Annotated in this window: 7 protein-coding genes; 5 read left to right on the top strand and 2 right to left on the bottom strand. The window is 69.6% G+C overall.

Annotated features, from left to right (window positions below):
* Positions 1–270 precede the first annotated feature (270 nt).
* The 4 genes from WME83_RS46120 to WME83_RS46105 all read left to right on the top strand — a co-directional run bounded on the left by WME83_RS46120 (position 271) and on the right by WME83_RS46105 (position 7,864).
* Positions 271–750 carry a hypothetical protein gene (locus tag WME83_RS46120; RefSeq protein WP_437316065.1) on the top strand — a complete coding sequence of 160 codons (480 nt, stop codon included), beginning with the start codon at positions 271–273 and terminating at the stop codon, positions 748–750.
* Between the two features lie 2 nt (positions 751–752).
* On the top strand, positions 753–1,100 hold the full coding sequence (locus WME83_RS46115) for a hypothetical protein (RefSeq protein ID WP_437316064.1): 348 nt from the start codon (positions 753–755) through the stop codon (positions 1,098–1,100).
* Between the two features lie 450 nt (positions 1,101–1,550).
* Complete coding sequence (locus WME83_RS46110) at positions 1,551–3,005, top strand: toll/interleukin-1 receptor domain-containing protein (RefSeq protein WP_437316063.1); 1,455 nt, start codon at positions 1,551–1,553, stop codon at positions 3,003–3,005.
* A 74-nt stretch (positions 3,006–3,079) separates the two neighbouring features.
* Positions 3,080–7,864, top strand: coding sequence for a two-component regulator propeller domain-containing protein (locus tag WME83_RS46105; RefSeq protein WP_437316062.1), 4,785 nt, complete (start codon positions 3,080–3,082; stop codon positions 7,862–7,864).
* Positions 7,865–7,990: 126 nt separating this feature from the next.
* Here the strand turns inward: WME83_RS46105 and WME83_RS46100 are convergent, their stop codons facing one another.
* Both WME83_RS46100 and WME83_RS46095 read right to left on the bottom strand, forming a co-directional pair.
* A complete protein-coding gene (locus WME83_RS46100; protein ID WP_437316061.1) occupies positions 7,991–10,111 on the bottom strand; it encodes an FtsX-like permease family protein in 2,121 nt (706 codons plus the stop codon).
* On the bottom strand, positions 10,112–10,858 hold the full coding sequence (locus WME83_RS46095; protein ID WP_020741099.1) for an ABC transporter ATP-binding protein: 747 nt from the start codon (positions 10,856–10,858) through the stop codon (positions 10,112–10,114). It lies immediately after the preceding gene.
* A gap of 146 nt (positions 10,859–11,004) precedes the next feature.
* On the opposite strand from WME83_RS46095, the gene WME83_RS46090 reads away from it, so the two are divergent.
* Positions 11,005–12,948, top strand: a complete 1,944-nt coding sequence (locus WME83_RS46090) for a multicopper oxidase family protein (RefSeq protein ID WP_437316060.1) — start codon at positions 11,005–11,007, stop codon at positions 12,946–12,948.
* Positions 12,949–13,001: the final 53 nt, after the last annotated feature.

Here is a 13,001-nt window from a genome sequence, read left to right as displayed (position 1 = left end):
TCACTTCGCCGCCTGCACACGTCTGACGAGCGCCGCTGCGGCGGCGAGCCCGGCAAGGCCGGCCACCCGGGGGCCAAGGGGACGTCTTCGTCGCCGAAGGGAGGGTGACCTTGCCCAGGTCCGTCGCTTCGACCACCTCCTTGATGTGGGGGTACACGCGGATGAAGGCGAGCGCTCCCGTGACCGTCCCGAGCAGCCCGAACATCGCGTCGCGCCGGCCTTCGCCGACAGCGACGAGGGTCGTGCCGCGGGCCGATCGACTTCTCCTGGGTGCACCGCGAGCTATCGAAGCCGTGCGTCACGCTGCAGACGCTCTGGCTGGAGTACCGCGAAGCTAGCGCGGCACAGGCTCCGCTGAAGCCCTACGAGTACAGCCGGTTCTGCGACCTGTACGCGGGCTGGAAGAAGAAGCTCGGCGTCGTGATGCGTCAGGTTCACCGCGCCGGCGAGAAAGTTATCATCGACTACTCGGGAAGGAAGCCGCACCTGGTCGATCGGACAACCGGCGAGGCGACCGAGGTCGAGCTGTTCGTCGCGGTGCTCGGCGCGAGCAACTACACGTACGCTGAGGCGACGCGCTCGCAGAAGCTCGCCGACTTCGTCGGCTCGACGGTGCGCATGTTCGAGTACTTCGGTGGCGTGCCCGAGGTGCTCGTCCCCGACCAGCTCCGCAGCGCGGTCTCCGGGCCGGATCGGTACGAGCCGGACATCAACCCGACCCACCCTATGGGCGGAAGGGCACGGCGGTGATCGTGGACGAGCATCGCCCGAGGGCCCATCGCGACTACGGCAAGTGGCCGCCGGAGCGCGTGGTGGCGTGGGCCGAGACGATCGGCCCGAACGTCGGCGAGCTCGCGCGCGCGGTCATGCGCCACCGCACTCACCCGGAGACGGGCTACCGGACGTGCCTGGGCGTGATCCGGCTCGCGGACAAGTACGGGCGTGATCGCGTCGACGCTGCGTGCGCGCGTGCGCTTCGCATCGGCAGCCCCACCGCGAAGAGCGTGACCGCGATCCTGAGGAACGGCCTCGACCGCGTGCCGCTGGTCGAGCCGCCGCCCCGGGGGGGCCCTGGCGCACGAGAACATCCGCGGTGCTGAGTACTTCGACAAGGAGGAGTGATCTTGGAAGAGAGCTTTCTCGGCGGCGCGCTGGCGCAGGCGGCCTGCAGGCAGGGCTTCCGCGCCACGAGCCGTCACGTCCGTCGGAATACGCACTCGGGGACGAGTCGGCCGCCCTGGTCCTTCACGAGGCCCTCGGTCGGCAGCTCGGGCTGCCGGCAGTACCGGAGAGGTCTCGTGTTCGCGTACTCCTCGGGCACCGATCAGATCGGCATGTTGGCCGATGAGACGCGGCGGATGCACTGCTGTTCAGCCCGCTCGGTAACGCGATCACGCCGCGCACCGCGCACGCGGACCGATCTCTCGGTCGACGCGCTCGCCGGTGCAGCCGCGGCGTGCGGGTCGTGCAGCAACCGCAGGATGCCTTCCCGCGTCTTCTATATGTAATGCACGGTACTTGGCGCGCGCCCGTTCGTGTATACTGTCCCGATGCCGGCTCACGATCGTCCGGTCGAGGTATTTCTCTCGTATGCGCCCGAGGACGAAGCGCTCCTTGCCAAGCTCGAGAACCACCTCAGCACGCTCCGCCGCGAGGGCCTGATCCGGAGCTTTCACGCCGGCAACGTCCTTGGCGGACAGGAGTTGAAGGCGGTCACCGAGGCCCACCTCGGGCGTGCGCACCTGGTGTTGCTCCTCGTCAGCTCCGACTTTCTCGCCTCGAGCGACTGCTACGAGGTCGACGTGGCGCACGCGCTCGCGCGCCACGAGGCCGGGCAGGCGCAGGTGATCCCGGTGCTCCTGCGCGATTGCGACTGGCGCCGCGCTGCGTTCGGCACGCTCAAGGCGCTGCCCAAGAACGGGCGACCGGTAAAGAGCTGGGAGGACGAGGACGAGGCCTTCGCCGACGTGGCGCGGGGGATCCGCGAGGCCGTGACCGCCATTGCGGGCGTCCGGCCGCCTGCGCTCCTCGGCGGGTCGCCGCGGCGCGAGCAAGGCGAGGGAACGCGCGCCGACAAGGTGCGCGAGGTCATGCAGGCGCTGAGCAAACCCGACTGCGTCGGCGTCGCGCTGCTCGCGCCGCTCGGCTTCGAGGCGCACCACGTGGCCGGCGAGGTGCTCCACCGGCTGCAGCGACCGGACGAGGCGCTCTTGCCCGTGCGGCTCGTGCCGGAGGTCCAGGCGACGAACGAGGAGCGGTTCTACGATCGCCTGCTGCGCGATCTGCGCTGGGCGCTCCCGGAGCCGTGGCGATGGCTCGTGGAGGCGCGCACCGAGCCGAGCGCGATGGATCGATTCGAGTACGCGGTGGAGGACTTGCTCGACGGGCCCGTCGCAGACGCCGGGAGAAAGCTGCTCTTCATGGTCGACGCGCTGGCGCAGGTGCCGGCGCCGCAGCTCGAGCGGTGGGGGTACCTGATGGCGCGGCTCTCGAGCCGCGGGCTGAAGCTGCTCGTCTGGGGCGGGCAGAACCTGCACGAGCTCCGCACGCGGCCAGCGTCGGCAGGGCTGTTTTCGGCGTTCCACGTGCTGAGCGCCGTCTCGCTGGGCGCGCTGTCGGCCCGGGAGGTGCACGACTTGGTGGTGGAGCGCGGCGGGGATGCGGCTGCGGCCGAGGTGCTCCGCGCCGAGACCGGCGGGCACCCGGCGCTCGTGCGCGAGCTGATCGAGCAGCACGTGGATGACGTGCGGGCCGCGGATCGGGAGGCGATCGTGGCGCGCATCCTGGCGAGCGACCACCTCGTCCGGCTGCGACGGACCGTGGACGGCGACGCCGAGGCGAAGGAGATGCTGAGGGCGCTCGCGGCGGTGGCGGAGAGGCCGCTGCCGCGGCGCGGGCGAGGCGAGGAGCGGCTCGCCTGGCTCGGGGTGCTGAAGGAGGAGGGGGCCACGCGCTGGAACTGGGTGGCGCCTGTGATGCGGCGGTTCGCGGCAGAGTGGTCATGAGGCGAGCGGCCATCGCTGTCGCGCCGGCTGCGCTGGTGCTGCTGCTCGGGGCGGGGTGCGGGGAGGAGCGGGGGGTGGAGAGCCCGAAGCTTGAGCCATGGGATCCGTCGCTGGCTGAAGAGCCGGAGCTCTTGTCGAGCAGGATCACGGCCGTCTATCGCGACAGCAACGGGGTGCTGTGGTTCGGGACGATGGATAAAGGAGTGAGCCGCTTCAGCCCGAAGACTGGCTCCTGGTCGACCTATACCACGAAGGATGGACTCGCCAACGATAGCGTCCTCGACATTGCTCGTTCTGGCGATGGCTCCGTCTGGTTCGGGACTGCCGGCGGAGGAGTGAGCCGCTTCAATCCGAACAATCGCTCTTGGTCCACCTACACCGTCATCGACGGCCTCGCCGGCAACTTTGTCCACAAAATTGCTCATGCTGCCGATGATTCTCTCTGGTTCGGCACTTTCGGCGGAGGGGTGAGCCGCTTCGACCCGAAGACCGGGGCCTGGACCACCTACACCACCAAGGACGGCCTCGCTCATGATGACGTCCGAGCCATCGCCCAGGCGGCCGATGGCTCGCTCTGGTTCGGCACTTTCGGTGGAGGAGTGAGCCGCTTCGACCCGAAGACCGGGGCCTGGGTCCCCTACACCACGAAGAACGGCCTCGCTCATAATAGCGTCCAGAGCATCACCCAGGTTGTCGATGGCTCGCTCTGGTTCGGCACTTTCGGCGGAGGAGTGAGCCGCTTCGACCCGAAGACCGGGGCCTGGGCGACCTACACCACGAAGAACGGCCTCGCTCATGATGACGTTCAAAGCATCGCCCAGGTTGCCGATGGCTCGCTCTGGTTCGGAACTCTCGATGGAGGAGTGAGCCGCTTCGACCCGAAGACCGGGGCCTGGGCGACCTACACCACCAAGAACGGCCTCGCTCATGATGACGTCCGAGCCATCGCCCAGGCTGCCGATGGCTCGCTCTGGTTCGGCACTTTCGCTGGAGGAGTGAGCCGCTTCGACCCGAAGGCTGGCTCCTGGGCCACCTACACCGCCAAGGATGGCCCCACTCATCATGCTGTCCTCAAGATTGCTCAGGCTGCCGATGGCTCGCTCTGGTTCGTGACCATCAATGGATCGTTGAGCCGCTTCGACCCGAAGTCTGGCTCCTGGGCCACCTACGCCACCAAGGACGGCTTCGCTTTCAATGACGTCCGAGCCATCGTCCAGGATGCCGATGGCTTGCTCTGGTTCGGAACTTCGGATGGGGTGAGCCGCCTCGACCCGAAGACGGGGGCCTGGGGCACCTACACCACGAAGGACGGCCTCGCTCATGATGACGTCCGAGCCATCGCCCAGGATGCCGATGGCTCGCTCTGGTTCGGAACTTCGAATGGGGTGAGCCGCTTCGACCCGAAGACTCGCTCCTGGATCACCTACACCACGAAGGATGGCCTCGCTCATGATGGCGTCCGAGCCATTGCCCAGGATTCCGATGGCTCGCTCTGGTTCGGAACTTCGAATGGGGTGAGCCGCTTCGACCCGAAGGCTGGCGCCTGGATCACCTACACCACGAAGGATGGCCTCGCTCCTGATGGCGTCCAAGCCATTGCCCGGGATGCCGATGGCTTGCTCTGGTTCGGAACTTCGGATGGAGTGAGCCGCTTCGACCCGAAGACTCGCTCCTGGACCACCTACAACATCGATGGCAGTCTCAGCGCCAACATCCAAGGCCGTAGCCAGTTTTTACACATGGCCACGGCTCCCGCTGGTTCGCTCTGGTTCAGCTCGGTCCAGATGAGTGCTTCGGGTTCGGTCAGGATGTTCGGCGGCTCCTCGCCCATCGGTAGCTTCTGGTCCAGCTATCTCATCATGAAGGGCTACATTTATAACAACAGCATCCTGCCCTTCGCCCAGGATACCGATGAATTCGTGTACCAAAGTACTGTTGTCAGAGGAAGGATAAGCCGCTTCGATACCAAGACGCGCTCCTGGGCTACCTACTTCACGAAATCTGGTCTCGGTGTCGCCCTGACGATCGCTGGAGATGCCAGCGGATCGCTGTGGGTAGGATCGGCACGAGGTACAACCCGATTCGTCGCTGGCCGCTCGAATGAGGCGGGTACAGCGCAAGCGATCACGCGATCACGTGCGCGTATCGTGGTCGCGGGTGATCTTGCTGCTGTTGCCGGGCCCAACGGTCTGTCGTTCGTGTCGAGTGATTGGAAGGCTCATTCTATTGGCACTCGGTCTTCCTTTTCCCCCGGCGCCAACATTACTGCGCTGGCTCCCTGCTCATCCGGCGTCGTGTGGGCAGGGACCGATCTCGGTGGCCTAACGCTTCGCGTGCCGACGCTGCGCGTGCCGGAGCGCCCTCTGCAGATCACTCCGGACCAGAAGCTGCCGTCCTGGACTGTGACGGCAATCTCCGTGGTGCCCGACACGGGGTGCGCCCGAGCGTGGGTCGGCACTACCGCTGGGCCGGCCCTGGTCCGCCGAGAGCAGGAAACGCTTCATGCGGACCCTGTCCACTGGGAAGGCATGCCCACCGGTCCAGTCGACGCCCTGGTAGCCGGCGAGGATGGCTCGGTGTACCTGGCTTACAACGCACTTCCGAGCGATCAATTCCTGGATCCCGATCTGGCAAAGCGGCGTTCCCGCACGCGCGTCTATCACGTATCCGCGCCAGATCGCCCTCGGGCGCGTGAGATCGTGGCCGTCGACGCCCTTGCTGCCAGCCAGGTACGCGCCCTGGCGTACAGCCCCAAGCACGGCCTTTGGGCAGGCACGTCCGCGGGTCTCTTCGTCGTGAAGGCTTCAGAAAAGGGGAGCGCCGGCGCGGGAGCCGAGCGCTTCGAGCCAGTGACCGGCCAGGGCCGCCTCCCTCCGATGCCGATAAGCCGGCTGGTCATCGCCCCTGACGACGCTAAGACGCTCTGGATGGGGGTCGATCGACAAGGCGACACCCCCGCGCTCGTCGTCGGGTATCGCCCCGGTACAGGCTGGGTCTACACGCTGACGCCCGATCTCGGCGTCCCCAGGGGCAACACCATCGACGATCTCGCGTTCACGCCAGACGGCGATCTCATCGTCCTTGTCGGCTCGACCCTCGCCCGAGGTCCGGTCTTCGTCCCCATCGCCCCCGATCCGACGTGGTTGATCTGGCTTGCTGCCAGCGTCATCGGCGTGCTGGTCGTCGCCGCGACCGTCGCCGTCGCGCAGCGCCGCAACCTTTATCTCCGCACGCCGCTCGCCGGCCTCGCCCTCGCCGGCCTGCCCTCGACCATCGCTTCCATGCGCCGCTTCCGTGTTCTCGACGAGAGCTGGTCTCGCCTCGGGCTGCCAACGACCCGAGTTCGCTCCATCGAGGCGCTCGCGTCGCCGGCCGCGCCGCCGTCGAAGCAGCTGCGCGCTCTCGCGGACCTGCTCGGCATGGAGCACGCCGCCGCCGCGCCCGTGAAGGCGCGCCCTCACGGCGTCTCGTACCTCGCCGCCCGGCTTCCGTACCCAGCGCCGCTGCGCGGCCACCCGGTCGCCTTCGTCTCGCTCGACCTCGCCCAGGCCAGGAGCGCCGAGCCCGCTCACCTCCGCGCCGCCCTCGAAGCCGCGCTCAAGGAGGCCAACCAGCGCTTCGAGCTCCCGTTCGTGCTGCTCGCCCGCGATGATGTCCAGCGCGACGTCCTCCCCGCCGACCTGGGTAGCCTCCGCCTCGGCGAGCGCGAGCTCAAGGCGCTCCTCTTCGCGCGCGATCCACAGCGCACCTTCGCCGGGCTGCTCCACGCCCGCCGCCTCGTCGCCCTCTCGCCCTACACCACCTCGGGTGAGGTGAAGGACGAGCAGATGTTCTTCGGCCGCGTGGCGCTCCTCAAAGAGCTGCTGATCGCGAGCTCCATCCAGCACATCGTGATCGGCCCGCGCCGCGTCGGAAAGACGTCGCTCCTGAAGCGCCTCCTGCGCGAGCTCCCCGCCCGGCGGCCCGACGTCGACGCCGCCTTCGTCGACCTGCTCGGCGTCGCCGACCCCACCCGCGCCGCGCGCACGCTCGCCCGGACGCTCAAGCGCGACGTGCCACGCGACCATGAACCGGAGACGGCGTTGGCCGACCTCCTCCGCGCACACTTCCAGGACAGCGGCAAGAGAGGCTTGGTGCTCATCGACGAGGCCGACGGGCTGATCCAGGCGGACGCGGCGAGGGGCTATCCCCTGCTTTCTGCCCTGCGGACGCTCCAGGCCGAAGAGGTCTGCTCCTTCATCCTGGCCGGCTATCTCTTCCTCTACCGCGAGTCGCTCAACCACCGCTCCCCCCTCTACAACTTCGCGACCGTGCGCACGCTCGGCCCGCTCGAGCGCGAGGCCGCACGCGACCTCGCGCTCGTGCCCATGCAGCGCCTCGGCGTCGCCTACGCCGACCCGGAGCTGCCCTCGCGGATCGCGGAGCGGACCGGCGGATACCCGAGCTTCGTCCAGGAGCTCTGCGACGCCGAGCTCGACGTGCTCCGGGAGGTCGGCAGCGGCGATCTCGTTCTCTCCGCGGAGCACCTCGCCCAGGCCGAGCAGAAGGTGGGCGTCTCGCTCCGCGACGTCTTCCGCTCCAACGCCGGCGACGAGGCGCAGCTGCTCGTCTACCAGCTGCTCGATCGGGACGACTTCTCCGCGGCCGACGCGCAGCAGGCGCTCGCCAGCGCGCTCGGCCGCGCGGTGCCCACCGCGGTCGTTGACCGAGCGCTCCAGGAGCTCCGGCTCTTCGGCTTCCTCGTGGAGCAGCATGGCCGCTTCTCGTTCGCCATCCCTCTGCTCCGCGACACGCTCCGCGCAGGCGACCAGGGGCACGCGGCCGAGCAGCTGATGGCCACCCTGTCTTCCAGCAGCTGACACCTGCTCTCCCTGGCGGACCAAGAGCAGGACGATGCGCTCGTTCGATACCCCCGGCAGCCAGGGACGAACCCGGACGACGGAAGCCCGGCCCCACGGCCGCCCCCGCCTCGCCGCCCCCGGCCCCTACTCGTACTGCACCGACTCCGCCGCGTTGCTCCGCCCCGCGCTCCGCGCCGGATACAGCGACGCGAACAGCGCCACCGCCGTCGCCCCCAGCGCCGTCATCACGCCGTACTCCGGCGGGATATGGAACTCGACCTCGAAGCTCGACACCGTCCTCAGCGCCCCCAGCGCCGCCGACCCGAGCGGCACCCCGAGCAGCACCGCCAGCGCCCCGCCCAGCGCGCCCACCAGCGCCCCCTCCATCAGCACCATCCGCCGGACCTGCCCCGCCGTCATCCCGAGCACGCGGTGCAGCGCGAGCTCCCGCCGCCGCGCGTGCAGCGCCAGCACCATCTGGTTTGCCACGCCGATCGCCGCGAGCACCGTCGTGAACCCCAGGATCATGTCGAAGATCACGAAGTCCCGTCCGGTCGCCTTCCGCCGCACCGCCTCGATCTCGACCCCCGTCTGCATCCGCACGTCTCTCGCGCGCGGCGCGTCGGCCAGCAATTCGCCCCAGGGCGGCGTCGCCGCGCCCCCCCGCGCCGCCTCGGCCCCGGTCACCGGATCCGCCAGCGCCACCGTGTGCCCGATCGCGAGCGCGTACGGCGAGATCACCGTGAAGTCCGCCGCATCGATCACCGCGTACGTCCGCAGGTTCCTGTACGCGCCGGGCGCATGCACATATCCCAGATCGTCCGTGACCCCCACGACCTCGAACCGCCGCCCGCCCGCGCTGCCGCTCACCTCGAGCTGATCTCCGACGCCGACCCCGAACCGCCGGGCCATCATCGTGGACACGATCGCCTTTCCCGGCCCGAACCGTCGGGCGACCGCGATCGACTCGGCCCGCCCGGTCGCCTCGGCGAGCGCGAGGAGCTCGTCCCCCGGGACCGCGTAGACCACGTTGGGCCACGGCGTGCGGCTCGAGAACCGCGCCGCGACCAGCCGCGGCGGCAGGCTCGGCAACAGGCGCTGCGCATGCCCGAGCGGCTCGTCCGGGTAGAGGAACGCGTACGGCGCGAGCGCGCGCCCGGCCCAGGCCGAGACCTCCTGCTTGAGCGCCGCCGTGGCGATGTGCAGCGCGAGCAGCAGGGCGAAGACCATCATCACGCCGCCGACGCTCCAGGCGAGCTCGTGCCCGCTGTGCTCGACCCGGCGCCGGAGCAGCAGGCGCTCCGCGGCCCAGCGGCGCGGCGCGAGGCGCACGGCGAGCGCGCCGAGCCGCGCGACGAGGTCCGGGACGAACACGATGGCCGCCAGGAACGCCGCGCACACGAGCCCCGCCTCGACGACGAAGAAGGCGAGCATCGGCACCGAATCCCGGAAGAACGGGCGGAGCAGGCCGTAGACGAGCACCATGAACGGCAGCGCCAGCAGCGTGATCCCCCGCAGGCGGCGCCGCTGCTCGGCCCCGCCCTCGAGGAAGCGCGGGCGCAGCGCGCGCGCGATGTCGACGCGGAGCGCGTCGCGCACCGGGCGGAGCACGCCGAGCAACGCCGTGAGGGCGCCGGTGCCGCTGACGAGCAGCATCGCGCTCCAGGGCAGGCGGATCGCGTAGAGCGGGATGCGCGCGCGGCCGGTCGTCGTGATGCCCGCCTTCGCCGCGAGGTACGCGAGCGGGATCGACCCGAGCAGGCCGAGCGCCGCGCCGCCCACGCCGAGCAGCAAGGCCTCCAGGACGAACACCGCCGCGACCTGCGGGGGCAGCGCGCCGGCGCTGCGCAACAAGGCGATCTCGCGGCGGCGGCGCTCGACGGCGACGTTGAAGGTGAAGAACACGATGAGGGCGCCGACGAGGAACGCGGAGAGCGAGCCGAGGCGGATCGCGGACCGCATGATCTCGTAGTCCTCGTGCGTCTCCTCCTGGGCGTCGGCCGCGGCGATGACCTCGCCGTCCGGGCGCAGGCCGCGCAGGGTGACGGTCTGCTCGGTGAAGACGGGGAGATCGGGGTTGGTGACGAAGCTCCGCGCCTCGACGGCGCGCGTGCCGACGTCGAGGATGAGGACGACGTTGACCGTGGCCGTGCCGAGGGCGACGCCGAGCAGCGCGGCCATCGCGCCGAAGCGGTCGGCGCGCAGGTTGCGCAGCGCGAGGATGCGGACGAGCGGCTGGAAGAGGGCGCGGAGGAGGAGGAGCATTCAGATGCCCAGCTCTTTCAGCCGATCGTGGACCGCGGCCGAGGTGACGGCGGGGCCCGCGAGGGCGGCGTCGTGCAAGAGGAGGCCGTCGCGCATGAACACGACGCGGTGCGCGCGGGCGGCGTCCTCGGCGTTGTGCGTGACGAGGAGCATGGCGCTGCCGGCCTCGCGCAGGGCGTCGGCGAGCAGCGCCATGATCCGCCGGCCGGTCGCGACGTTGACGTTGCCGGTCGGCTCGTCGGCGAGCACGAGCGCGGGGCGGCGGACCAGCGCGCGCGCGATGGAGATGAGCTGCATCTCGCCGCCCGACATCTGCGAGGGCAGGTGCTCGGCGCGGGCGCGCATGCCGACGCGATCGAGCATGCGCGAGGCGGCGTCGTGGTCCGGCGCGGCGCCGTCGATGAGGTACGGCAGGACGATGTTCTCGTAGCCGGTGAGCGTCGGGACGAGGTTGAAGAACTGGTAGACGATGCCGATGCGGCGGCGGCGCAGGAGGGTACGCCCGTGCTCGTCGAGGGCCGCCATGTCCTCGCCGAGGACGTGGACCTCGCCGCGATCCGGCGACTCGAGGCCCGCGACGCACGAGAGCAGCGTGCTCTTGCCGACGCCGGAGGGGCCCATGATCGCGCACATCTCGCCGGCGTGGATGTCGAGGTCGACCCCCCGGAGCACCTCGATCGGCGTCGCGCCGAGCGCGTGGGACTTGTGGAGGTTGCGGACGCGGAGGACGGGCTGATCGGAGCTCACGGGAGTATCGCTACCTGTCTACCGCATCTGCGCGCGGCGTTCACCTTACATCCTGCCACTGGCCGCATTCGAGCCAGCCGGTGACCGTCTTCGGCCATCCGCGTACGGCGCGGATCGATAGGGTCGTTCCCGGAGGAGCAAAGCCGATGGGACGAGACGCTTCACACGCGCTCATGCGCGCGGGATCGATCGCGGCGGTGGCCCTGGGGGCCGCGGCGTGCACGGGCGCTGGCGGAGACGAGGAGACGGGCGCGACGCCGGTGTCGCCGATGTACGAGGATCCCCCCGAGCTCCAGCCGGGCGAGGACGGAGTGTACGAGCTCCGCTACGGCCCCAGCGCGGTGGAGATCGGCGGACGGCGGTTCTGTCTCCGCGCCTACAACGGGATGACGAGCGGGCCCACGATCCGCGTCCCGAAGGGCGAGGACCGCAGGATCCACGTGAACCTGCGCAACGACTTCACGAGGAGCGATTTCCGCGAGATCGCGAGCATGATGGGTCACGGGTCGCGGTCGTGTCACGACTTCAACCTGACGAACCTGCACGCGCACGGCCTGCACGTGCAGCCCAACTTCGCGACGGACGACGCCGAGGACCCGTGCGAGGGCGACGGCTGCGCCCCCGAGGCGCGGTATTTCGGGGACCACGTGCTGCACCACGTGGCGCCGGGGGAGAGCGCCCGGTACCGCTGGGACATCGACGAGGACGGGATCCATCACGAGGGGACCAACTGGTATCACCCGCACATCCACGGCTCGACCGCCATCCAGGTCATGGACGGCGCCGCGGGGGCGCTCCTCATCGAGGGGGAGCTCGACGAGCTGCCCGGCATCGCGAAGGCCCGAGAGCGGGTCATGGTGATGACGCAGGTGCCCATCGATCACGAGAACACGGTGCCCTTGAAAGAGGGGGAGGACTGCACCGAGGACAACCTGTCGGTGCTCGACTTCCTCGCGGTCGAGACGCTCCGGGCCACGCTGATCAACGGCAAGCTGAGGCCGCGGATCGTGACGCCGCCCGGGCAGGTGGAGCGCTGGCGCATGGTGTACGCGGGCAGCCCGGACGAGATGGGGATGAAGCTCCACGTCGCGAAGGACGCGGCGTGCTCCGATTTCGACAAGGAGCCCATCGAGACGACGCAGATCGCGCGCGATGGGGTGACGCTCCCGCAGTTGTACCGGAGCGACACGGTGTGGGTGTCGCCGGGCTACCGCGCCGACGTGATGGTGAAGATGCCGGAGCAGGAGCAGACGCTCTGCCTCGTCGGCCGGCGGCCGAACGACCTGTTGGGCAGCGTGATCGCGATCGTCGACGTGAGCCGGAGCGCGGGTGAGCCGACCGAGGTGAACCTGCCCAGCGAGGCGGACGTGGCCGCGCTCGCCCCGCCCACCTCGTGGACCGGCATGGTCGACGGGCAGATGACCGAGGTGAGCTGCGACTCGGTCGAGACCGTGCACCAGAAGGTGGTGCTGCTGGTGCCCACGCCGGGGTCACAGCCGCCCGACCTCAGCTCGGACGTGGCGCTCATGTCGTGCGATCCGGAGGACCACCCGCACGAGATCGACCCCGACGCGCCGGTGTGCCTCTGCCCGGATCCGAACATCAGCTGCCGCAAGTTCGACGATCGGCGGCTGCGGGGTTACCGGAGCGACCGCATCATGACGGTCGGCAGCTCGGAGCGGTGGGAGATCCGCGCGTTCGACGGCCACCCCTTCCATATCCACATCAACCCTTTCCTCGTGTGCCCCAACAAATCGAACAAGGAGCCCAACTTCCCTCACTGGCGGGACACGATGTGGGTCCAGGTCGAGGACGGGCCGCGCGACGTGATCATGAACCCCCGGAAGTTCACGGGGCAGTTCGTGCTGCACTGCCACAAGCTGAACCACGAGGACGAGGGGATGATGGAGCTCGTGGAGATCTGCGATCCCGACGATCAGGAGTGCCTGTGTCTCGGGACGGGCGAGGACGGCGCGTGCATCCCGCAGGGCGGGTGCCTGCCGGACGACCTGCAGTGCCAGTTCGCGAAGAGGGCGACGGACGCGTACCCGGCGCCGCCGAAGCCGGATCTCGAGCTGTGCGGGCCGTGAGCCGTTGAAAGCCGCATCATCGAAGCGACGCGCCCGGCGTCGCCGCGCTCTCT

It is taken from the genome of Sorangium sp. So ce385, assembly GCF_051474135.1.
Classification (GTDB): Bacteria; Myxococcota_A; Polyangia; order Polyangiales; family Polyangiaceae; genus Sorangium; species Sorangium cellulosum_D.
The sequence above is the reverse complement of the archived record's forward strand: the minus strand, read 5'-3'. Positions and strand labels throughout refer to the sequence as shown.